At 37.8% G+C, this 24,397-nt stretch carries 20 protein-coding genes, 4 tRNA genes and 1 pseudogene; 6 read left to right on the top strand and 19 right to left on the bottom strand.

Translation table 11 applies throughout. From position 1 onward, the window contains the following. Positions 1 to 150: 150 nt before the first annotated feature. Both C9J41_RS07585 and fabV read right to left on the bottom strand, forming a co-directional pair. Positions 151 to 1,077 carry an alpha/beta hydrolase gene (locus tag C9J41_RS07585; RefSeq protein WP_107207072.1) on the bottom strand — a complete coding sequence of 309 codons (927 nt, stop codon included), beginning with the start codon at positions 1,075 to 1,077 and terminating at the stop codon, positions 151 to 153. A gap of 41 nt (positions 1,078 to 1,118) precedes the next feature. Continuing rightward, entirely contained in the window at positions 1,119 to 2,348 is a 1,230-nt protein-coding gene (gene fabV, locus C9J41_RS07580) for an enoyl-ACP reductase FabV (RefSeq protein WP_107294423.1), read from the bottom strand. Between the two features lie 293 nt (positions 2,349 to 2,641). Between fabV and C9J41_RS07575 the strand changes: the two genes are divergently transcribed. Together C9J41_RS07575 and C9J41_RS07570 are read left to right on the top strand one after the other, a co-directional pair. Next, positions 2,642 to 3,256: a murein L,D-transpeptidase catalytic domain family protein gene (locus C9J41_RS07575; protein ID WP_107207074.1), complete on the top strand. Its 615-nt coding sequence runs from the start codon at positions 2,642 to 2,644 to the stop codon at positions 3,254 to 3,256. 228 nt (positions 3,257 to 3,484) lie between these two features. Next, positions 3,485 to 4,129: a murein L,D-transpeptidase catalytic domain family protein gene (locus tag C9J41_RS07570; RefSeq protein ID WP_107207075.1), complete on the top strand. Its 645-nt coding sequence runs from the start codon at positions 3,485 to 3,487 to the stop codon at positions 4,127 to 4,129. A 284-nt stretch (positions 4,130 to 4,413) separates the two neighbouring features. On the opposite strand, the gene C9J41_RS07565 is transcribed toward C9J41_RS07570, so the two are convergent. The 16 genes and pseudogenes from C9J41_RS07565 to sodC form a co-directional block, all read right to left on the bottom strand. Beyond that, the gene (locus C9J41_RS07565) at positions 4,414 to 5,052 is read right to left on the bottom strand and encodes a MarC family protein (protein ID WP_107207076.1); all 639 of its coding nucleotides are present in this window, start codon (positions 5,050 to 5,052) and stop codon (positions 4,414 to 4,416) included. 632 nt (positions 5,053 to 5,684) lie between these two features. Next, a tRNA-Asn gene (locus tag C9J41_RS07555) sits at positions 5,685 to 5,760 on the bottom strand. A gap of 7 nt (positions 5,761 to 5,767) precedes the next feature. Further along, positions 5,768 to 5,852, bottom strand: a tRNA-Tyr gene (locus tag C9J41_RS07550). 9 nt (positions 5,853 to 5,861) lie between these two features. After that, positions 5,862 to 5,937 (bottom strand) — tRNA-Thr (locus C9J41_RS07545). Positions 5,938 to 5,983: 46 nt separating this feature from the next. Further along, positions 5,984 to 6,074: transfer RNA gene (locus C9J41_RS07540), tRNA-Ser, on the bottom strand. A gap of 167 nt (positions 6,075 to 6,241) precedes the next feature. After that, on the bottom strand, positions 6,242 to 6,475 hold the full coding sequence (locus C9J41_RS07535) for a hypothetical protein (protein WP_107207078.1): 234 nt from the start codon (positions 6,473 to 6,475) through the stop codon (positions 6,242 to 6,244). A 121-nt stretch (positions 6,476 to 6,596) separates the two neighbouring features. Beyond that, positions 6,597 to 6,788 (bottom strand): Sec-independent protein translocase subunit TatA, encoded by a 192-nt coding sequence (locus C9J41_RS07530; protein ID WP_107207079.1) that lies wholly within the window; start codon positions 6,786 to 6,788, stop codon positions 6,597 to 6,599. Next, complete coding sequence (locus C9J41_RS07525) at positions 6,781 to 7,089, bottom strand: hypothetical protein (protein ID WP_233220396.1); 309 nt, start codon at positions 7,087 to 7,089, stop codon at positions 6,781 to 6,783. Before C9J41_RS07525 ends, C9J41_RS07530 begins: the two co-directional genes overlap by 8 nt. Before the next feature lie 123 nt (positions 7,090 to 7,212). Then, a pseudogene (locus tag C9J41_RS07520) lies at positions 7,213 to 7,539 on the bottom strand (winged helix-turn-helix domain-containing protein); the annotation flags it as partial. 10 nt (positions 7,540 to 7,549) lie between these two features. Next, positions 7,550 to 7,825 (bottom strand): KUP/HAK/KT family potassium transporter, encoded by a 276-nt coding sequence (locus C9J41_RS07515; protein ID WP_233217718.1) that lies wholly within the window; start codon positions 7,823 to 7,825, stop codon positions 7,550 to 7,552. 303 nt (positions 7,826 to 8,128) lie between these two features. After that, positions 8,129 to 9,496: an MFS transporter gene (locus C9J41_RS07510; RefSeq protein WP_233217717.1), complete on the bottom strand. Its 1,368-nt coding sequence runs from the start codon at positions 9,494 to 9,496 to the stop codon at positions 8,129 to 8,131. Positions 9,497 to 10,059: 563 nt separating this feature from the next. After that, positions 10,060 to 13,041 (bottom strand): HD domain-containing phosphohydrolase, encoded by a 2,982-nt coding sequence (locus C9J41_RS07505; protein ID WP_233217716.1) that lies wholly within the window; start codon positions 13,039 to 13,041, stop codon positions 10,060 to 10,062. A gap of 432 nt (positions 13,042 to 13,473) precedes the next feature. Next, positions 13,474 to 13,713 (bottom strand): hypothetical protein, encoded by a 240-nt coding sequence (locus C9J41_RS07500; protein ID WP_107207082.1) that lies wholly within the window; start codon positions 13,711 to 13,713, stop codon positions 13,474 to 13,476. 224 nt (positions 13,714 to 13,937) lie between these two features. Further along, positions 13,938 to 16,385 (bottom strand): molybdopterin guanine dinucleotide-containing S/N-oxide reductase, encoded by a 2,448-nt coding sequence (locus C9J41_RS07495; protein ID WP_107247601.1) that lies wholly within the window; start codon positions 16,383 to 16,385, stop codon positions 13,938 to 13,940. 20 nt (positions 16,386 to 16,405) lie between these two features. Beyond that, positions 16,406 to 17,500: a NapC/NirT family cytochrome c gene (locus C9J41_RS07490; protein WP_107207084.1), complete on the bottom strand. Its 1,095-nt coding sequence runs from the start codon at positions 17,498 to 17,500 to the stop codon at positions 16,406 to 16,408. 245 nt (positions 17,501 to 17,745) lie between these two features. Beyond that, positions 17,746 to 18,267 carry a superoxide dismutase family protein gene (gene sodC, locus C9J41_RS07485; RefSeq protein ID WP_107207118.1) on the bottom strand — a complete coding sequence of 174 codons (522 nt, stop codon included), beginning with the start codon at positions 18,265 to 18,267 and terminating at the stop codon, positions 17,746 to 17,748. 122 nt (positions 18,268 to 18,389) lie between these two features. Between sodC and C9J41_RS07480 the strand changes: the two genes are divergently transcribed. Continuing rightward, positions 18,390 to 18,584 carry a hypothetical protein gene (locus C9J41_RS07480; protein WP_107294422.1) on the top strand — a complete coding sequence of 65 codons (195 nt, stop codon included), beginning with the start codon at positions 18,390 to 18,392 and terminating at the stop codon, positions 18,582 to 18,584. A 25-nt stretch (positions 18,585 to 18,609) separates the two neighbouring features. Here the strand turns inward: C9J41_RS07480 and C9J41_RS07475 are convergent, their stop codons facing one another. Then, the gene (locus C9J41_RS07475; protein WP_107294421.1) at positions 18,610 to 20,469 is read right to left on the bottom strand and encodes an MFS transporter; all 1,860 of its coding nucleotides are present in this window, start codon (positions 20,467 to 20,469) and stop codon (positions 18,610 to 18,612) included. 350 nt (positions 20,470 to 20,819) lie between these two features. Between C9J41_RS07475 and C9J41_RS07470 the strand changes: the two genes are divergently transcribed. The 3 genes from C9J41_RS07470 (at position 20,820) to dcuC (ending at position 24,356) form a co-directional block, all read left to right on the top strand. Further along, on the top strand, positions 20,820 to 22,142 hold the full coding sequence (locus C9J41_RS07470; RefSeq protein ID WP_158259276.1) for an amino acid permease: 1,323 nt from the start codon (positions 20,820 to 20,822) through the stop codon (positions 22,140 to 22,142). A gap of 81 nt (positions 22,143 to 22,223) precedes the next feature. After that, positions 22,224 to 22,784 (top strand): hypothetical protein, encoded by a 561-nt coding sequence (locus C9J41_RS07465; protein ID WP_107207086.1) that lies wholly within the window; start codon positions 22,224 to 22,226, stop codon positions 22,782 to 22,784. 192 nt (positions 22,785 to 22,976) lie between these two features. Then, positions 22,977 to 24,356 (top strand): C4-dicarboxylate transporter DcuC, encoded by a 1,380-nt coding sequence (dcuC, locus tag C9J41_RS07460; protein WP_105061771.1) that lies wholly within the window; start codon positions 22,977 to 22,979, stop codon positions 24,354 to 24,356. Positions 24,357 to 24,397: the final 41 nt, after the last annotated feature.

Below are 24,397 nucleotides of genomic sequence, written 5' to 3'. Positions count from 1 at the left end.
TTTTTGACTATGGAAGGTGTTAAATGGATTTACTTCGTGGCTTATATTCACTACTTGAATCGTTCTTTGAATAACGCAAGCAATACAATCATCTCGAGTATCAAGCCGTAATTCAGTATTACGGCTTTTCTTTTTCAGATGTATTCATAATTATTTATTAAGAAAGACTCCTATAGATGTATAAGCCTGCTCACACTCTCTCTTTACTATGTTTTCCATATTTAAGAAGGCATGGATCATTTGGTCAAAATGGATATGCTCTGCTTCTACACCTTGCTTTTTTAACGCTTCGACATACGCGATACCTTCATCTTTTAGTGGGCAAAACTCAGCCGTGATCACTAAGCTTTCAGGCAGCGCCATACTATAGGGTCCCCACACAGGTGATGCTTTACGTCTATCTTCATTATGCTGAAAGTAATTCGAGAAATACCATTCAATACGAGACTGTTGTAGCAAATACCCCATACCGTTTTGATTAACAGATGGAAAACTTAAAGTGTAATCAAGGCTTGGGTAAATGAGTACTTGCTTGGTAATTTCAACCTCATCATCAAATTGTGCCATTCGTGCTAACGTGGCACAAATAGCACCACCCGCTGAATCTCCAGCAATAGAAAGTTGCGGTACAAAATTTAACTCAGCACGGATCAAAGTTTGAAACAGCGATTGTAAAACCAAATAACCATCATCAATCGCGGCAGGATAAGGGTGTTCGGGAGCAAGAGGATATTCAACCGATACAACAATAAACTGACTATGTTGTGCTAATTTCCGACAAATAGGATCGTAAACCTCGACACTACCCGACATATGCCCACCACCATGAAAAAAAACTAATACGGGGAGTGCCGTCTCTGGTTGAGGATGATAAATGCGAATAGGCACTTTATCTTTAATCGTTAAGTTCTCAATTAACGCAATATCGGGAATCTCGGTGACTAGCTCACGAGTAATAGCAGCAAGACCTTCTCTCACCGTTGGTACGGTAAACGGAATACCACTGGCAATGGTTTCATCCATCACTTTATTAAAGCTATTAAGCCATTGTTCTAATAAAGTCGTTAATTGGCGCATATCTATCCTTTATATAGGCATTGACCGTTACCCTACAATAATTAGGGCGTTAATTTTGATAACTCTTCAATATCAACAGGCTGAGTATAATCAACAGATGATAAACCAAAGCCATTAAGGGCTAAAAAAGCTGACTTGTATCCAGCATAGTCGCCAACCTGTCTAAAGTTGTCAGCGTTCATTTCTGCCATTAATTTGTTTACTTGCAACTGTACTTCAGGTTTTAGTTCCCAATCGTCCATTCTGATCAGAGCCTGATCTGATTGCTCGTCTGAATCATTACGCTGTTTTGTTTCAGTATCAGCCGATGAATAAATTTTTTGTGCAAAAAGACGCTGCATTTGCTCAATACACCCTTCATGATTTCCCATTTGCTTCATCACTTTAAATAACGCCAATATATAGGGCGAAAATGTCGGTATAAAGACACTGGCTTTTGTCACTAATGCTTTGCACACCACTACGTTAGCTTGACCATTGATCATCTGAGCTAATTGTTGATTAATTGCGTGCGCGGTTTGATGTAAATGCTGCTTGGCAATACCAAGCGTCCCATGATGATAAATAGGATATGTCGACTCAGGACCGATATATGAGTAAGCCAAAGTTTTAGCTTTTGGGGCTAACAGGTTTTCAGATAACAAAAAGTTTATCCATTGTTGCCAGTCTTCACCGCCCATCACTTTTGTTGTAGCGAAAATTTCCTCGTCACTAGCAGCAGTTAGTTCCGCAGGGACTAATTTATCTTTTTCTAAATCAACACTATAACCAGAAAAATTTTCACCCACGGTTTTTAAACATGAACGCCATACCTTACCCGTTTCAGGATCGGGACGAATACCGGTTGCTAGGCTATAAATCACTAAATCAACATGTCCGCCAAACTCATCACGTATTGTTTGCGCTACGTGTTGACGCACTTCATCTGAAAATGCATCACCCACAATATTTTTGGCAGTATAGCCTTGCTGCTCAGCCGCTTGCTTAAAGAAAATATTGTTATACCAACCCGCAGAGCCTATTCCCTTATCACTTGGACCTCGTTCATAAGAGACACCCAAGGTTTCCGCTTGCGCACCACCAAAGGTCAACGCAATACGTGATGCCAGCCCAAATCCAGATGACGCACCTAAAATTAATACTCGGAGAGGACCTTGTGTGATCGGCGCAACAGACTGTACATAATCAATCTGCTGTTGTACTGCTTGCTGGCAACCATAAGGGTGTGCTGTTCGTGCCACAACACCTTGAATTTCAGGTTGAATCACCATTGAACCATTCCTCTTATCGATTAATACATCATCGTTTACTGATCAGCATGCCATACATGCCAATAATAAAACCTGATGATTAACTGATAACGTCATATTTACATCACCGATAAGTCAAAATTTAAACATTTTATAGATTTCACCATTAAAAATGATTCATATTTGCATCAAAAAATATTAACCAAAGTATTTTTTTGTCTTATTGAGCCAAAAATCAATAGCCATAGCTTTATTTAAAATCCGATCAAATATCAAACTGACGGTCGCACTTTAAATTTTTGCAGGAAGCAATGATGAAGGTATGGACGAGTGTTTTTATAGTTTTACTGTTAAGTTTTAGTTCTAGCGGATATGCAAAGATCTCATTACAACAGCAAGCCAAAGTTATTTATGAAGAAACAAAACTTAAGAAGCACTTAGACTTCAATATTTTTATGACGGCTTATAAAGAACATATTCGTGTTGCAGATAAACCGATTATGTCGATTATTGATTACAGCCAGCCATCGAATAACCGCCGATTTTTTATTATTGATACCGATAAGAAAAAACTACTTTACCGTACTTTTGTTTCACACGGCATCAATAGCGGCAATCTTTATGCTACACAATTCTCTAATATTGTTGACAGTAAACAAACCAGCTTAGGCACCTATCGTGTTGCTGAGGCCTATCATGGTAAGTATGGACTTTCTTTACGTCTTGATGGGATGAGTCCATCAAATTCTAATGCAAGAAAACGTGCGATTGTGCTGCATGGGGCAAAATACGCAGAGCCAAGTACCATTAAAAAATTAGGTATGCTTGGACGTAGCTGGGGGTGTCCAGCCATTCCAATGAAGTTAACCAAAAAAGTCGTCAACTTGTTAAAGGAAGGCGGTTCAATTTACGCTCATGCGCGATCATAATTCGCTTTATTGTTTGCAAAATGCCATTTAGAAAGCTCGTTTTAGCACGAGTTTTCTTTATTCACTTCTGAGATATCTCTTCTTTTCGACCATCACATACTGCAACCAAGCCCACGCTGAGTCGTGTAAACAATGTATTGTCTTTTAGATAATTGGCACAGAATATTCATACATCTCTTCTATATACCATCACCGATCTAATAAGCACGTTCAATATGGGAGGGGGTTATGATGTTTTCACTTTTTTTCCGTCTAAAACTCAAATATCTCATTATCGCATCTTTACTTTTTAGTAGTCCTTACGCTAACGCAATGAGAGCAACACACGCTTGGAAGGTTTACGACCATGCTCAGCTCCAAAATTACGTTGAGTTTGATATATTTCTCAATGCTTATCGTGAGCATTTACGGGTTGCCAACAAACCTATAATGTCGATTATTGATTACTCTCAACCTTCTGACTCTAAAAGATTTTTAATCATAGATATCGAGAAAAGAGCCCTACTCCATCGAACTTTTGTCACTCACGGTATAAACAGCGGCAAACTGTATGCTACCCAATTTTCCAACACGGTGAACAGTAGGCAAACCAGCTTAGGTACTTACCGTGTTGGTGAAGCTTATTATGGTAAATACGGTATTTCTTTACGATTAGATGGCATGAGCCCTAGTAATTCAAATGCGCGAAAACGTGCAATTGTATTACACGGTGCAAGCTACGCTGAGCCAAATGTTATTCATGCTATTGGGATGCTAGGCCGCAGTTGGGGATGTCCGGCGATATCACGAGAGATCACGCCAGAAATCGTAGACCTACTTAAAGAAGGGGGCTCTATTTATGCTCACGCCCATAACAACAGACACAATAAATAAACGGTTCTATCATGCTAGTGACTGAAACACGCAACCACCAGTAACAATAAAAAAATAACGCCAATAAATTTCAGTAATAAACCTAAAGAAGCGCCACCTTTAGGGGCTTTGTTACAACAGCTCATACATTGTCTATTCATAAAATAATAAGAGTCATGAGCATAAAGGTTCCAGTAAAGGGAAGGTCAATACCTCGTCTAATAAAACTAAGCCCATACATATAAAATCTATGTATGGGCTTAGTCTAATAAATCATCACATTCATTTATAAATATAACTGAATCTTACTTAGCGCTAGAGAATAACACGATTGCATCGTGAACCCCTTGGATCCCCATCTGCATCCCAATCACGGCTAAAATTAATCCCATTAAGCGCGTAATAATACTGATCCCACTTTGACCAATTTTTTCTATCAGTTTAGGGCCATAAATAAAGCAAAAAAACGTGATAACACACAGTAAAGCAAAGGCAGAAACCGTCACAAGAATATGAAACATCCCCCCTGCTGCAGAGTAGTTCATAGCTGTCGCAATCGTACCAGGGCCTGCAAGTAACGGTAGAGCCAATGGAGAAATCGCAATATCAGCCCCACTACCAGATGTTTCTTCTTCCTTTGTTTCATGCATACTTGATGTATTACCTTGCAGCATGTGATAACCAACAAGAAAGACTAAAACTCCCCCCGCTAAACGTAATGCAGGTAGCGTAATACCAAATACACTAAAGATCCCTTTTCCTAAAAAACAGAACGTTGTGATAATACAAAAAGCCGTAACCAGAGCCTTAACGGCAATTGCTCTTGTTTGTTTTGCTGGCATTCCACCTGTCATTCCCACAAATACTGCCGTATTCGCAAAGGGATTCATCATCGCGAAAAAACCCATGAATACAGTAATAGCGACTGTTATTAAGTCGTGCATGCAACCTCTCTCTCTATAAGATTTATAATTAAAACAACACATTCCTGAATGAATCATATTTAATAAAAATAAAATAGCAAAAACAACACAGCAACAAAAACAAACAATTTCTCAACCTTTGAGGCATTTTCGCTCACATTACCAACAATAATGCTTAAAACTCATCATTAAAAACACAACTAATTACCGATAGAACAGATTGCAACATAAATATAACTACATGATTTAAATCACATTTAATATTTTTAGATGTGAAATGAAATAGAAATAAGACAAAAACAACTCATTGCATATAAAAGCGTGATAAAGATATTGTGCGCTCTCAAAATTTTGCTTTCATTCTGCTGCAATATCACTCGCAATTGATATTATCTTTATACGGTTGAAGACAACGGAATTCCCCATGGAGGGGACAACCTCAGTAGGCTGATATAGGGATGGTAGCCACATATCTATGGATGGCACAGCTTCAGTAGGTTGTTGAAAGGATTTGTTCAGGAAGAACCAACCGTACAATTCCCCCAGCAAAATTGCTCCCAGGAATTGGAGTGATTGCATAATCTTATTTTTTATAGATTTGTTTAAAATTGCAGAAATAAAAAAGCCCGCAACCAATTGCGGGCTTTTTTATTTGGCTCCTCCTGCTGGACTTGAACCAGCGACATACGGATTAACAGTCCGCCGTTCTACCGACTGAACTAAGGAGGAATTGTCATGGTGGTGGGGGAAGGATTCGAACCTTCGAAGGCAGTGCCGGCAGATTTACAATCTGCTCCCTTTGGCCACTCGGGAACCCCACCGAAATTTAATGGTGCCGACTACCGGAGTCGAACTGGTGACCTACTGATTACAAGTCAGTTGCTCTACCTACTGAGCTAAGTCGGCACTAAAATTTCGCTTTATCATCAAGCCTAAGCTTAACAACTAAATATGGCGGAGAGATAGGGATTTGAACCCTAGATACGCTATAAACGTATGCCGGTTTTCAAGACCGGTGCTTTCAACCACTCAGCCATCTCTCCGTAAGTGCGGCGTATGATAGCGATCACATTTTACATTGTAAAGTGCCTTAAAAACCATATGCGTAACTTTTATACATTCAAACGATAGCGCGAAGAATTACACATCAGCTCATAAGAATTAGTGCAATTTGCTGTTTAAACGCATACTAAAAGCTCGTCGCTATTTTCTATAACTCACTATTAAAATACGCCTGAATTTCAGTTTGAACACGCTCAAACTCAGCTTCAGCGAGATAATAAGCTTGGTCTGATGAAAAATGTAGCTCATCTTGCTTTAGACAAATATTAATAACCGTTTGATCTGCGAAGAACAACATAATAAATGAACTATCAAATTCAACACGCAAGATCGCTGCTTTATTCACTGTAAGATTATTATCAATTATCAATCCACGTTTCATGATAAATACCGATTCAAAAATTCTGCTGTTACCATAACGAATTAATAAAATTTAAACAGAGAGACAAAATAATATTGAGTTTTTCAAGCAATTGACACTATGCACTTACATCGTAAAAATACTAACGAGTCGTTTCATCAACCACGTTTTTATCAGCAGTTTTCTCTTTAGCGGGCTCATCTTTAACCGCATTTTGAAAACCTTTTAATGCATAACCTAAATCTCTGCCTAAGTTTTTCAATTTTTTTGTACCAAATAACAATACGAAAATAACAGCAACAATAAGTAGTTTGCCAATACTGATTTCACCCATGATGTTGGTTCCTATTATTTCGTCGTGGTGTCGGGTTGGTGATTAGGTAAGCATCTGATTCATAGTATTCTTTTAACCCTGAAAGGATAAATACCATAGAAAAGCACACACTAATCACATTTTTCGCAAACAAAAATTCAGGATAAACATGGGTTAAAAATAGATGGATCAGACACCACACAGAAATAACTTGTAGCGCAACAGTCGTCAGTTGCTGCCACGTTGATTTTAAAAAACAAGTACGAGTTAGCATAGCTATAAAAAAGACCACTGCTGCTGTCATTTCAATATAAAAAAACATATATCCACCTTATCTTCAACGCTTTATCCCATGGTATAAAGTTTGATCTAAGGTTTATGTAATAAATACATTACGTCATATAAAGTTTTTATAAAGAACGATATTTAGCAAAATCGACCCCATTTAATCATCAACTATCTCTCCATTGATCAAGCGATACCCCACCCCATTTTCAGTGATGATATATTGAGGCTGAGCAGGTGATTTTTCTATTTTATGACGCAGTTGAGCGATATGAATACGAACATAATGGGCATGTTCAGTATAATTATCGCCCCATACTTCTTTTAATATTTGCTTATGAGTCAAAACCTTACCCATGTTTTTTGCCAGTAATATTAGTATTTTATATTCTTTAGGCGTGAGCTTAATACTCTCACCGTTATACATTACTGTTTGCATTGCCATATCAAGTAATACATCACCAAAACGGTATTGACATCGCCGGAGTAATAAGACTTCACCAAAAAAGAAACCAGCCGCCAACAGACCTAAAACCTTTTTTAAAATGCGGTGGCGCTACGTTATGCGCTAGAGAGGTTAATGTTAAAACACCACCTTCACCTTTATTCGAAGCGCGTGTGACTAACGCTAAACATTTTATACATACCGTTATCACTAAGGTCCAAAAGACTAAAGAAAGAAAAACATTTGCTTGGTTAATGGCTATTGAGTGTTCACCTTCAAACATACCTTTAAAGGTATACAGTGAACTGGTACCAATATCACCATACACAGCCCCAATAGATAGGCACGTCAGTCCCCATAAAGACTGTTTTTACTTTTGTATCGTTGACTATCATGTACATCCCATATTGGGGAAACACTGTACCTTATGACGAAATAGAGGCACACAGGTTAACAAGGCGAAGGGAAATAAAGGGGAATATTTACGGAGAAAAATATAAAGAAAACATAAACTTTGTTTATATTTAAAGCTAAAAATACAGTATTCGTAAATAAAAAAAGAGCGTAAGAAATATTCTTACGCTCTTTTTCAATATCTATTTTTAATGATTATCCAGTTTTAGTAATCAATCTAAATATTTTCGATATTTTTTCCTGATGTTTCAAATCTATATTTATATGTTACCCATGCACCAAATAGTGATGTAGCAACAAGACAAAGTAATAAATTAAACACCCCTATTTCATGCATTAAGATAGGGAATAAGAACGCAGCTAAAATCGCACCCAACTTTGCAATCGATGCAGCAAAACCAGCGCCTTTAGCACGAATTTTAACCGGAAAGACTTCGCCTGAAATTAAATAAGTCTGTGCATTAGGGCCAAGATTATTCATAAAATTGAACAACATAAAGCCTAAAAACAGCAGGTATATTTGATAATCATTACTTAGCTTTATCGACACAGCAGCTAAAGCCAAACCGACCGCACAGCCAATAAAGCCATAAATTTGCAACTTCATACGACCAATCGATTCAGAATAAATAATTGCGCAGATCACCCCAATAATAAGCAAGGAGTCAATCAATGCCGTACCTTTCGCTGAATATACAATGCTTGCTATCGTACTATGAAGCACATCTCCCGTAACAACGACATGTGGGTCAAGCACCGACGCTAAAATAACAGGAGTAAAAATACCAATACCATATGTGCCTAAATCTTGGATAAACCAAGGAGCAGAAGCCAAAATCGTTTTTGCACGGTACTTTTGCTTAAATAATTTCTTGTAACCGCCTAACCATGAATGGTGCTCTTCACCTTCAGGGCATGGCACAACCGTCAATGTCATATCAGATTGAGGATCACGATTTAATAATTGTTTCAGTGATTTTTCAGCCTCTTTCTCACGTTTTTTCGACAGTAGCCAGTGTGCACTTTCAGGAATAAAGAAACGTGCAACCGTTATTGCCAATGACGGAACCAATGCCAATATGTACATTAAGCGCCATGCATTAATATCTTCAGCATAAGTCAGTACGATAATGCCTGTGAGGATCCCTACCAAAACACCAATCGACTGAAAAGCAAAAGCACCAAGTACCAACTTACCGCGATTTTTAGTCGGAATACTTTCCGAGATCATTAAATGCGCGGTCGGGTAATCACACCCTAATGCTAATCCGATACCAAAGTTAAACAGTAAGATAGTAAAGTAAGATTGGCTACATGCCATACCGACTAAACAAACAGAAAGTAATGCCATCTCAATGATAAACATTTTCTTTCGTCCGTAGAGATCAGATAACCCCCCTAACGCACTTGCACCAATTAATATGCCGAACAGTATTGAAGAGCTCAGGGTACCTTTTTGAAATTCTGTTAAATGAAATTGCAGCGTGATCAAGGGCAAAGTTAGCCCCATCATAAACACGATCATTCCTTCGAAAAACTTTCCAAATGTCGCCAATAACCAAATTCGCCACTGTACCTTTGTCATTGACAGGCAAAAGCGGTTTGACCCTTTTCCCCATATTGATGTGTCATCAATATAGTTTTGAATAGTTTTTTGACATTGAATATCTAGATTTTGATTCATGTTAAAAATCAGCAATGCTTATAGTCTTACGACCAATATAAGTATTAAAGGTGCGCGTATATAAACACAGACGAGAGTAAAAATATAAGATATATTTTTCTCTTGACTTAATGGATGAAATCACAATATAAAAATGAATATATCGATATATTTCAGTTAAATAAGAAAAATGACCAGTATTGATATAGTAATCATACAGTTAAAGTTATTAAGATTATTAATAACACTAAGTCCACACTGTTTTTTATTTTAAAGTTGCCGTTATGTATCAAATATAAAATCTAACTTTTAAATTATGACACTCTATCTGTTATTAAATAGCGTTACATCAGCCAAAAAATAGACACCTCTGTTTAATGAGAATAAATATCAAAAACAAAGCCCACATTAAAAATGTGGGCTAATATTCAAAAAACCATCAAAAAACCATCAAAAAACCATCAAAAAAATGTTACATAAAATGACTAACTAGAAAGATACTTATCAATATCAACTTCATCAATTTGCTTAGAAGGTAAAAACTTTTCAGCATATTGCATATAAACGCCACTTGATAAAAACAATTTAAATAGATCCATATCAATATGCTCATCTAATGCCATTTTGTGCAAAATATCTATCGCAACACTTAACGGTTTTGCCTTCTTATATGGGCGATCTGCCGCTGTTAGTGCTTCAAAAATATCAGATATCACTAAAATACGTTCAGGAGTACTGAGATCTTTTGCAGATAGCTTACGAGGGTATCCTGTGCCTTTCATTGTTTCATGGTGGGTTGAGGCGTAACGCGGTACACGCGCGAGATCATCAGGGAACGGTAGACTTTCTAACATCTTAATTGTACTGATCATATGTTCATTGATCTTAAAGCGATCTTCTGCTGTTAACGTACCACGTTTAATCGTTAGGTTATAAATCTCGCCCAGGTTGTATTGAAGCTCAGGTACCTGCATTTTTATTCCAAACGCTGGATCAAAATTTAGCTCATTAATACGCTTGATACAGTGTTCTCGCTTATCGACCAACAAATGTTCTTCAACAGGTAACGTTTCCGATTTTGCTGATACACTCAATTCTTCTAATGGCGATAAACCCAAGTGATCATCAAAGTGGCGTAACCATGTTTTATTGGCGATTTCATGTATACGAGCAATATGCTCATCACTCATAAACTCCCCTCCAACATTGGCGTTAGCCACAAATTTATAGTCATCCTGTAACTGTGTTTGCGTCTGTTTTAATGTCGCCAATGCTATTTCTTGTTCATGCGGATTATCAATAATATGTTGTAAATACTTAAGTTCCGCATCACGCCATAACACTTCAAAACGCATTCTAATTTCATGAATACGATTATAGTTTGCTTCTAATTTCGTTCCTTTATCAACAATATGCTCAGGCGTTGTGATCTTACCGCAGTCATGTAGCCACGCTGCAATTTTAAACTCTCGACGTTCTGCTGCATTTTTAAAACGGAAATCGGCGAATTGACCTTGGTTTGATTTTTCCACTTCACGGGCAAACATCAACGCAATTTCAGGCACGCGATTACAGTGCCCTGCGGTATAAGGGGATTTATCATCGATTGCTTGAGCAATTAACTGAATAAACGATTCGACAAATTCATCTTGACGTTTTTCATGCTCTTGAAGAGATTCAGCGGTAGTGTAAATTGACATCGAAAGATCATGAAATTCTTTGATTCGAGTCGGGATCACAGCGACATCACTATAATGTCGCAGCTTCACTTTTTTATTTTCTTTACGAAGCAGTAAAATTGGCTTAACTATGGGTTTTGCGCAAAATCCTGCTAGCGGAAGTAACACTAGTAATAATAGTGCTGATGTATAAATAGATGTACGAATTCTTTCTTCACTGGCAGCATAAACCGATGCTTTAGGTACCATCGAAGCAAAAAATATTTGATCATGTCCACCACGTCTTACATCGCGTACATAATAAAAATAGTCATCGTCATTACTATTCTTTTCTATCAGTTGGTTCTGGTAAGACTCATCAGCCGCAAAGTCGATTAATTCTACATAAGGTACGACACCCGTGCGATTCACTTCCACATCAGAATTTAACCATCTCTGCTGTAAATAATGTTGCTGCTGAGGCGTCAATGATTCAATCGCGCGATTAATAATATCTAAAAGTGGCTTTTTTTCAGGAGCCAGAACCAATGATAACGGAAAGCTGTTTTCAATATTTAATGTATGATAAGTCAGATCATTAATCATAAATTGTTCAGAAACATAGCTAAGTACAGCTTCTAAATCAATGAAAGCATCAACCTCTCCCTTTTTTACTGCTCTTAAAGCTTGATCAACATGTGAGTACGTCACAATATCAATTAAAGGGTATTTTTCTTTGATCACTGAGATAATTGGCCAGTTGCTTAATAATGCTAAGCGTTTGCCATTTAGATCTTGTAACTTTTCGTAATGCTTACTATCTGAAACCGCTATGGCAAAGGGAGATTTAAATAAAGGTTTACTAAAAATACCTAATCCCTGATTACTTGGAATATCAGGTACAGACGTAAGAATATCTAACCCTCCACTGGAATATGCCTGTTGTAATCCTAGTGATCCCGCACCGTTAAAAAAATCAAACTCAAGTCCTGTAGATTGACCCACCATATAAAGTAAATCAGGGATCAATCCGGCAGGACGCCCCGATATAGTAAAATCTATTGGTGCCCAGTTTTCTTTATTTGATACGCGCAATATAGGGGTATTTTTAATTAATTTTTGCTCTTCTGGCGTTAGTACTAAAGGTTTAGATTTGGGTAATGGCTGTTGTCTAAAAGAAGGCTCACTACTTGCTACTAACTCTCCTGATGGTAAATAAAGGAAATTATGACTAACATCGCTAACACTATTTTCTTGTAATAATTTATTAAAATGCGACAGTGTAAAATCGATACCAACAACAACCTTGCCTTTATCAGTAGGCACTTCTGTTGAGTAAGTTATGCCTGTAACCTCTTCAGGTAAAAATAAATAAGGCTCAGTACGGAAAACTGAACCACGTGTCGCATTTATATACCAAGAGCGTAATGTTGGTGAAAAAACATTTTTACGTTTTATTTTTTTTCGTAAATTAAAATTGGCATCATAAAAAGAATCATATTGTGTCATACCATTTGAATCAGCACTTCGTTCTATAATCAGCCAGCGATCTTGCTTTAATGCATTATTTTTGCGTCTTACTTCAGACATAGAATCTAAATTAATAATGATATAGGCATAGTTTTTATCCGTTCCAATAAAGGCACTATAAAAACTTGGGTTGTCTTTTAAAACATTAGTGAAAATACGACGAATAACATCTTTAGATGGCGAATCAAGAATAGTGCCTAAGTGTGAGAGGTACTTTACCGTTGCTATGGCATCATCACTAACATCTGTTACAGCATCAGAGACAGACTCGGCTAACATTTGATACTTAACCTTTGCCTGATCTCGCGCCATTTGCTTACTATGGTAATATTGTAAACCAATCGCGATCGATGAAGTAATAAGTGCAACTAGTATAAAAAGAAAAATAACAATTGATTTAATGCTTATTGTTCTATTTTTGAAAAACGTCCATCCCTGCATACCTACACTATCCCATACGTTTTCTTGCGGTTACATAAATCATACAAACAACTAAATATATCAATAACAATTATTCGGCATATTTAAGAAGAAGATAACAAATATATGTAAAAATCGTTAGGAATGGCAAAAAATAGTAAAGATATTTGTAAAAATAAGAAGTACAAGAGATAGGACAGCTAAAAGCAAAAATACTTAATACGAATAATGTGAAAATTCTGCTTAAGTAAAGACTTAAGCAAAAAAGAGGTATATTTAACGTTTCTCAAATTACGAACAACGGCATCTTATCTTCAATAATGATTTCGACTCAGCTGTTTTCACAATCTCAATTTTATTATCTTTTATATCAGCCCATTGAGATAGTAGTCTCGATAGCTCATCTTTCATCATTTGAACATTGTACGGAATGCGATTAGTACGCAGTTCACCAAGTAAGCGTTGCTTAGCGATAGATGCGGTACCTAATACAGGCTTATCAATTTGTTGCTTTTTCCATAAATTAAACATAACCAGTATCCCTATACACCTAGTGCTTTTCTTCGATTATAGTTGAAATTTAAATTTAGTTACATTTTTTCGATAATTTCAAGATCTATATCAAATAAGTTCAAATAACGATCTTTATTAACCGAATACCTAAACTATATCGGCCGATCATCAAAAACTTTAACAAATAAAAAAGCCGTAAATAATAGTTACGGCTTATATATATTTATGGCCTTAAACGCTTATTACGCTATCGCGGGCTCATCAAACGCTGTCAGTGGCAATACTGGTCCAGTGTATTTTTCAATCTTCACAACAGAAGAGTTACCTGCACAGCCGTTGGCTAAGCGTGAAGTCGGAATATCTCCCGTCAATACGTTGCAGCCACCATTTTTACAAATCCCAGTTATAGGATCTAAATCAGGCCATGCCCCTTCATGAATACAGACTGAGCCTTGCTTAATGCCATCTGTAATGTAAGCGCCTACTAGTACTTGACCACGGTGATTGTAAGCACGCACTAAGTCTCCCTGCTTTATCCCTCGCTGTTTTGCATCTTCAGGATGAATTGAGATCGGTTCACGATCAGCAATCGCGTATTCTTTACGAAGTTCTGCATAATTTAATTGGCTATGAAGACGGTGCGCAGCATGAGAGGTCATTAACTGTAATTCGCCATCTTTCGCATTACCTACCCACTCCGTTGGCGCAAGCCATGTTGGATGAGGGGGACAATCGGGATAGTTATAACCTTCAATGGTTTTCGAGAAGATCTCAATTTTACCACTTGGTGTACCGAGTGGATTCATAATGGGATTTTCACGGAAAGCTTGATAACGAACAAACTTGGCGTTTTGCGCGTTGTACTTCATTTCAAGCAGTTGGTTTTGTTTCCAGAAATACGTGAAATTTGGCATTGCAACACGGTTTTGACGACCAATGGCTTGTGCTTCTTTGTAGAAGCCATTTAGCCATTCCATCTCTGTTTTATTTTCGCTATACACACCGCGACCGCCCGCTTTTAAACGCTCAGCCATATCAGCAAACACATCAAAATCATTGCGTGATTCAAATTGTGGCTCAACCACTTGTTTCATTGGCACGAGATGTTGATTGCTGTAATCCCCCGTCATGGTTAAATCATTACGCTCAAACGAGGTGGTGATAGGCAAAACAATATCGGCATGTTTTGCTGCAGCCGTCCAATACGGTTCTGAAATAACAATTAATTCAGGCTTCTGCCACGCATCAATTAAACGGTTAGTATCTTGGTGGTGAGTAAAGTTGGCACCACCAGCCCACCAGATCATTTTGATCTCAGGGAACACTTTTTCATGACCATTATGCTGATAAGTTTGTCCCGGATTTTCTAACGCTTCCACAATACGTGCAACAGGGAAACTGTTAATAGCCCCTGATACTGCCCAGTCGTTCCCCGCAGAAGAGGCACCATCAATGGCTGCAGATATAGCAGGTAATACACCAGCATCACGCGTTGGGTTACCACCATTAGAATAGTGGTAAGAGAAACCAAATCCCCCACCCGGTAAACCAATTTGCCCCAACATTGCCGCTAACGTCACCAACATCCAATGACGTTGTTCACCGTATTGCTGACGCTGAATCCCCCACCCAGCCATTAGCATAGTGCGATTTTTACTAAAGATATCGGCCAAAATCGTTAACTGTTTTGCTGGTACACCACAAATATCAGATGCCCATTGCGGTGTTTTAGCAATACCATCTGACTTACCTAAGAGGTAATCTTCAAACTTGTCATATCCTGCGGTGTATTTATCTAAGAAAGCTTTATCGTACTGACCGCTATCAACCAATGCATAAGCGATACCTAACATCATAGCCACATCAGTACTTGGGTGCGGTGCAATCCACTCAGCGCGATCACCGAAGAACTCAATGGTTTCAGAACGCATAGGATCAATCGCAATAATGGTCTTGTTTGATTTTTTCAGTTGGTGGAAAAACTCAAGCCCCGCACCATCAGTCGCACTCCACGCGATCTTTAAGGTATTAAGCGGATTCAAACCCCATAACACCACCACATCACTGGTTTCTAACACCACAGGATAAGTCGTTTGCTGCTCATACACTTCAATCGAGCCCACCACGTGCGGCATGATCACCTGTGCAGCACCTGTTGAGTAATCCCCCATATGGCCTGAGTAACCGCCAGCCATACTCATATAACGTTGCAATAGCGTTTGGGCTTTATGTAATACACCACTTGAACGCCAACCGTAAGCCCCAGCAAAGACGGATTCAGGGCCATAAGTTTGGCGAATTCGCATATGTTGGGCGTGAATCAAATCTAATGCTTGATCCCAGCTCACACGTACAAACTCATCACTGCCACGTTTACCTTGTGGCGCTGTTGGATTGTCTAAATAGCCTTTACGTACCATTGGGTATTTCACACGAGCTTTGGTGTGAACATAATCTTTCGCTGTGGTTTGTAAGCTGTTTTCAACTGTTGCTGGCAATGCGCCTTTCGATGACACAATCTTGCCATCTTGCACTTCAATCAGCATTGCGCCCCAGTGAGCTGCCGATAACACCGCTTTTCCTTGTGGTTCGGTGGTCGTTGCACAAACAGGCATCGCTTTAGCAATCGTCAATGCCCCAATCGAAGCCGTCGCGCCTTTTAAAAAATGGCGGCGTGATAATGACATCATGGTAATTTCCTTATTCATGCTTAGTGACCTACCACATCTTTGGCGTTGTACTGGAAGAACTTCGTTAATATTTCAAGATCTTCTGCTGAAATAGACGTGCGATCGCCCATGCCTTTCGCTATTGAAGGCCATGCGTTTACGGTAAAGTGGTTTGCAGGGATCTTAGCGTGACAGGTTGAACAGAACACGTTATCGAGCTGCTCTGCGTAATCCCAAAGCGGTTGTTGGCTATCAAGCACTGGCGCTTCAATCGTCGCCACAAGCGATACTGGACGCCATTGATTACCATAATCATCGGTTTTAAATTCACCCGTTTTTAATGCTGATTCACCGTCTTTGGTTAAGGTCGCAATAATGGCACGTTGACCTTCGCCCATGTACAGCACTTGCTCGGCACCTTGCATTTGGTAGCCCGAGAGCTCAACTTGGCGCTTACCATTTTCATCTTTAAGGTTTTTCAGTGGTGTCGCTGGGTTAATAGAACCTAAATCCCCCATCGCAATGGTTTGTACTGGATACACCACTTTTGCATCTGCTGGGGTTGTCTGCGCTTCATCTAACAGGTGATCAAGCGCGGTTGAATCCATTTTGGCTTCAGGTGGAAGGTGTGCAACGCCTTTGTGACAATCGATACAGGTTTGATCATTTTCCGCCGCATACAAGTGCATTTTCTGTGCATCTTCCGACTGATCATAAGTTTCCATTGCATCTTCATCATGACAGCTACGGCAAGTCGCAGAATCATTACCGCGCATCTGTTCCCATACCGTTTCCGCCATGGCTGCACGGTGCTGCTCATACTTCTCGTCAGTATCAATCTTACCGGTCACAAACTCATGATAAACATCTTTGGTCGCGCGGATCTTAGTCCATAAATATTCCATTGGTTCTTGTGGAATATGGCAATCAGAACACTCAGCTCGGATGCCTTTCGCGTTACTGAAGTGCACAGAGCCTAAATACTCTTTGTATGGGGTTTCCATTGAATGACAAGAAAGGCAGAACTCAGTGCTAGATGTTTTATCAAGGATGACTTGTGTTCCCCCTAGCGTCAGCCAGCCAATACCGATGCTAGATGCCACAATTACGGCAAGGGTTGTTTTATTTAGTTTCATGATACTCGCATATCCATATAAGCAATAGACACTCAAAGACCGAATGCGAGCGAGAAATTACGCTATTGTGAGATTTTTAAATTTGATTAAGACCACATTTTATTAAAGGTTATGAAGGGAATATTTCAAAATCACCATTAATTTCACATTTTTACATATTTTACAATTGACTGGCTGTCTATAAAAAACTTAATCTGATTAAAATAAAACCAACAGCGACAACCTTGCTGTTGGTTTTCACTATTTTATTGGATCACACCACAGGCAACACGTGCACCGCCGCCACCTAATGCTTTTGGCGTATCAGAGTAATTATCGCTACCCGCATGGATCATAATTGCGTGACCTTTTAGTTCTTTCAACGTTAAACGTGGCGCTAAAACAGGGTTAGTTGCTAAACCATTTGCACTCACAAACAGTGCTGGCAGATCACCTTTATGATTATCATCAGTCCATGGAAAACCGTGTTTATTCGTGTGCTCCGGATCGTAATGCCCACCTGCTGCACCACCTAAAATAACTTTGCCGTCTTTTTCTGATGAAGCACAGCTACCATTTTGATGAATATGGAAACCATGCATTCCTGGTGTTAAATCTGCCAGTTCAGGTGTAAATACTACCCCATATTTATTTTGGCTTAGTTCAATCGTACCAACAGGTTTACCTGTTTGTAGATCAGTCATTTTAACCGTGAGATCTTGTGCTAACACTTGGTGAGATACCCCCAAAGCGAGAGCGGTGAAGAGTAAAGTTTTTGTCTTATTCATCATTTTGTCCCTCTTGTTTTTTATTTCCTAAAAACATCAAACATACCTATAACAAAAAGTTATAAATTATATTTACAATTCTAGTTATAGACTACGCTTGAAAAATTCCATAAGGAGATTAAATGCAGTGTACGTACTTTTTACTCTTACGATTACATCAACACGGCTATCTTAAACAACCGATTCGTTGGCAGATTACGGACACAGATATTGTTCATACCGCGCGTAACTCTCCTAACGTCATTGAAGATAAGAAGCGTTTTTTCCTCGTTAGCTCAGCTAGCTCAAATACCAGCCCTCACTCACAAATGCTTTAACTGAGATACTCCAGCTTGGCGAATACTAATTATTCACTAATTGATAAACCACTTTTTCTAATTTTTCAGCTGATATTTGTTCTGCCGGTATCGGTGTAGAAGCAACAACTTCAAGCTCAGAGCGAAAACGTTTTATCGCGCGCATAATCGTAAATCGTCCGCTACGACTAAAGATAGAACCCCATACCCCTTTTAATCCCATCGGAATAACAGGGACAGGATTACGTTTTACTATATGTTCAATACCACGTTTAAACTCATTTATTTCACCTGTACGTGTAATTTTCCCCTCGGGAAAGATACAAATAATTTCGCCAGATGAAAGCTCTTTATCAATTTGATCAAAAGCTTGTTGATAAATTTCAGTTGATACTTTTGGTGAACAAATAGGGATCGTTTTCGCCCATTTAAAGAAATACTTCATCACAGGTAAATTCGCGATATTTTTATCCATGACAAAACGAACAGGTCGACGACTGGCTGCACCCACTAAGATTGCATCAACAAAGCTAACATGATTACACACTAAAACAGCAGGTCCCGTTTCAGGAATATTATCAAGCCCCGTTGATTTCACTCGATAGAGAACGCGGGAAATAATCCACACGATAAAGCGTATTAAAAATTCTTGAACTTGACTAAATACGTAAATAGATACAATCACATTAAGTAACGCGATAGAAAGAAACAGCTCGAGAACTGATAAATGAACGACTGTTAACATCACAATTGAGAATAACGCACTGCCAACCATAAACAATGCATTAAGAACATTATTACCAGCAATCACTTGAGCACGGTGTTCTTTTTCGCTTCGTTGCTGAATTAACGCATTTAACGGCACAACAAAGATACTTCCTGAAGCACTAAGTAACATTAAATCAAGCAGTAAACGATAATTGTTAAGCGTAAAATCAACCACAGTCATTGAATTTGAGGTGATGATAGTTTGGCTTGAAAAATACAGATCAAAGCCAAACACACTCATGCCTAAAGCCCCAAGCGGGAGAATACCTAATTCAATTTTATCGCCAGATAACTTCTCACAAACAATCGCTCCTAGCGCAATGCCAACTGAAAAAATAGTCAGTAGCATTGTGACATATTGAGGATCATCACTAATAAATGTTTTCGCAAAATGTGGAAGTTGAGTTAAATAGGTCGCTCCCACAAACCAGAACCAACTAATGGCTAAAATTGATAAAAAGACAGTGCGGTTTTGTTTAGTAATACGGATTGTTTTTACAACCTGTTTAATAGGGTTCCAATTAATCGCTAATTCAGCGTTATTCGGCAATGCTTTTGGAATAAAAAGACTACAGACAAAGCCAAGAAGAGATAGTACAACAACGCAAACAGAGGCTGTAAATGCGCGGTCTTCAGTATAAAAAATAAAGCCAGCACATAAGGTCCCACCAAGGATCGCAAGAAACGTCCCCATCTCAACTAATGCATTACCAGCAAGTAACTCTTTTTGTTTTAAGTGTTGCGGCATCAATGCAAACTTTACCGGTCCGAAAAAAGCAGACTGGGCCCCCATCAAAAATAATAGACCCAAGAGCAAAGGGATCGATTGCATTTGTATCGCCCATGCACCTAATGCCATTACGCCTACTTCGATCAATTTTAGCGTCTGAATTAACCGTGATTTTTCATATTTATCCGCTAACTGCCCACCTAACGGTGAAAAAATAAAGAAAGGAAAAATAAACAAACCAGCGGCAAGATTCACCAGCATGGCACTTTCAGCTTGGTTGTACAGTGATGAAAATACAATCACGAGTAATAGAAAATTTTTGAATAGATTATCATTGAAAGCACCCAGTGCCTGCGTAATAAAGTACGGCAGGAAGGATTGATTTTTTAATAAAGATAATTGACTCATACACACCTCGTGTCATTGCATAATTTTATTTTTATTTACCATACAATACAATCGAACACTGTTCAATTGATTGTTTAAAATATGAATAGAGGATCTTATTACATAGATTAATTTTAGTTGCTTTGAATTTAGTCTCACTTCTAAAAGTATATAAAGTTATAATATAAAAATAACATTTTATATATGAAATGTTATATTTTATGTTTTTAATATGTTAATCACATTTGTCATATATGGCCGAGTTTTTTATGTGATATTACTTACACCCTAACCAATAAGCAAAAAATATAATTTAAAAAACATTAATAATATCGGGGAATAATCCATAAAATTAATAACAGGATATTGCAATGATAGTTAATACTTTTCCCCTACCCAATGATATAAATACTCCATTACACCAAAAAGCAAACATGACAAAAGAGGAATGGAAGGAAGCAATAAAATTCGATAATGTAGATATTGGATGGATTGTAATGAGTATTGGAATGGCAATTGGCGCAGGAATTGTATTTCTTCCAGTACAAGTAGGCGTCATGGGGCTGTGGGTATTTTTACTATCATCTGTGATTGGTTACCCTGCAATGTATTTATTTCAAAAGTTATTTATTAATACACTAGCTGAATCAAAAGAATGTACAGATTACCCAGGTGTTATTTCTGGATATTTAGGAAAAAACTGGGGAATATGTCTTGGTGCACTCTATTTCCTTATGCTTGTTATTTGGGTATTAGTTTATGCATTATCAGTGACTAATGACAGTGCTTCATATTTACACTCTTTTGGAATAACAGAACATCATTTAAATCATAATATATTTTATGGTTTAGGGCTTATTTGCTTGTTATGTTTCATTGGTTCAAAAAGTGAAAAAATTCTTTTTAAAATATCTGGTGTAATGGCGGTTACAGTCATTAGTTTAGTTGCAATAATGGGGATATTAATGATCCCTGAATGGGACTTTGCTAATGTGCCTAAAATTGGAAATTGGCAACCATTAATCAAAAATGCCATCATTACACTGCCTTTTACATTAACCTCTATTCTATTTATCCAATCATTGAGCCCAATGGTTATCTCCTATCGTTCGCATGCAAAATCCATCGAAGTCGCGCGTTATAAGGCTTTGAGAGCAATGAAAGTTGCATTTACCGTACTCTTCGTTTCTGTTTTTTTCTTTGCTCTTTCGTTTACTTTTGCAATTAGCCAAGATGAAGCAATGCATGCAAAACAAGAAAACATCTCTGCGTTAGCCATGATCGCACACTTTTTCCCTGGTAGTTGGGCAACAGCTGTAGGTGTCATCATTAATATTTTTGCTGTTGTGACCTCTTTCTTTGGTGTTTTCCTCGCATTCAAAGAAGCGTGCAGTGGTATGGCAATGAATGTTCTGGAACGAAAATATAAGCGAGAAAATATAAACAAACAATTAGTAAGTAAATTAACGATCTTGTTTACTATTTTAATCGCATGGGGAGCCGTTGCGTTAAACTTACCGATTTTATCTTTTACTTCAATTTGTTCGCCTATCTTTGGTATTGTAGGGTGTCTAATTCCTGCTTATCTTGTATATAAAGTTCCTCACCTCCACAAGTACAAAGGATTATCAACAAACTTGATTATCATTACAGGTATTTTACTTTGTATTTCTCCACTCTTAGCATTTATTTAATGAAATAAAAATAGCTGTATTCAAGTAAACAATTATATTGAATACAGCTATCACTTTCACATAGTACGACAGGTAAACGTTATGTTGATGATAAACATTCCTTCTAAAACACTTACTGAAATAGAAGATATTTTTTGTCAATTGAAAATTCCCCTAAAAAAAGAATACTCAGAAGAAAAAGAGTTAGTGTGTAAGTTTCAAATCTTGATCAAGAAAGTAGGTGAAAATTATATACCTATAAATTTTGCTATAGATTTAATAGATGAAATTGAGCAACAATCTTTAAGGCATATTGATAACCAGCAACTATACATTGCGCTAACAAAAATATATCACTTATTATCCACAACCATTGACGAAGAATTACTTAGCCATAAGTTTCGTAATGATAACTCTTATAAAATATTAAGTACTTATAAAGATATTTCTCTTATTGCTATTGGATTTCTTTCTGCATTGTATTTATATCAGAATGCATTCAATATTAAATCTATATATTCAGTGAACTTAACATCACTGATAGTACTGTTTCTATGGCTTTTCATATTAAAGACTACAATGTGTTTTTTAGATCAAGATCAAAAAATAATTAGACAGCATCACCTACACCTTAATCATATAGAAAAGTTTAAAGTTACCTAATAAAAATCATCAGAATAATTTTTTAAAACAAAAGATTATCTAATCTCATACTCTGCTTTTACAAGATTAGTGATGATCATTCCATTTTTAATAACGCATAGTAATAGATATAGCATTAATTATTCACGATCAATATTTATTCTCTTTAAGTATCAATAATATTCCTGTTTATCATCGGACAATGAGATTAAAATGGAATATATATTTACGATTGCAATTGTTGGGCTTGTTGCCTATTCAATGCTAAAAAAGTTTAACCCTCAAGCAACATTAATCACCGCAGGTTTATTCCTTCTAGCTTATGCTTCCCTTTCAGGCATCAACCCTGTTCTTCCTGACGGCCAAACACAAGGTGCTCTATTCTTCGACTTATGGCAAAAATTTACTGAAATAACCAACACTCGACTAGGAAAAGTCGGTTTAACACTCGTTTCTATCGCGGGTGTTTCAACTTACTTAAACCATATTGGCGCATCTCAAGCCCTAGTAAAAGCAACATCTCGTCCGGTGATGGCTGTAAAAAACCCATATATCTTATTGATCCTTGTGTTGCTATTTGTCTCTATCATGTATGTCTTTATTACAGGTGCAACATCGCTATCTTTACTACTAATGGGCACTTTATATCCTGTATTACGAAACGCGGGTGTCAGTGCTAAAACAGCGGTTGCGACCATCGTTATTCCAACTGCATGGGAGTACGGCCCAGGACAAATTAATGCCGTCATTGGTGCCAACACCATTAATGTAGAAATTATGGATTTTGTTGTACACCACCAAACAATTTTCCAAGCGTTACTATTACTTATTATCCCTGTTGTAAATATTGTTTGGCAGCGATACTGTGATCGAAAGGATGGCTATAACCCCGCAGATGATCGCGGTAAATACCTCGAGAAACTAGAACAAGAACACGATAATACCGATGTGGTACCGGGCTTTTACGCATTACTACCCGTATTACCTTTCGTATTTTTATTCGGCTTTTCAAGTATGGTGATGGAATCAATAACGATGACGATTCCAATCGCAATGATGTCGACAATTACAATTTGTGTTCTCATTGAAGCGATTCGTTTCCGTTCGGTTCAACGTGCTTTCAATAACTTTGAAGCTTGGTTGAAAGGAACAGGTATGATCTTTGCGAGCGTGCTAACGTTAATGATCGCAGCTGAATATTTCTCTGCAGGTTTAACCAACATTGGCGCAATTAGCGCCCTAATTAGCAATGCTAAGTCTTTTGATCTTGGTCCTGCAGGTATTGTGATTGTCTTCTCTGGTTTTATTTTATTAACCGCTTTTATAACGGGTTCAGGCAACGCACCAGTAATGGCATTTATTCCAATCGTTCCGCAAATTGCGACAAACTTTGGTGTAAACCCTCTATTACCATTACTTCCAATTTTATTTGCAGCTGGTATCGGTCGAACCATGTCACCTGTGGCTGGCGTTATTATTACCGTTGCAGGTATGTCTGACTTAACACCTATCGATGTCGTTAAACGGACATCTGTGCCTATGTTAAGCAGTATGGTTGTCGTACTCGTGATGGCTGTTATCCAATATTCATAAATAAAAAAACACCCAGCATAAATTATGCTGGGTGTTTTTTT

Origin of the sequence: Photobacterium sp. GB-50, assembly GCF_003026755.1 — a bacterium.
GTDB lineage: Bacteria > Pseudomonadota > Gammaproteobacteria > Enterobacterales > Vibrionaceae > Photobacterium.
This window is presented reverse-complemented; position numbering and strand designations above follow the sequence as displayed.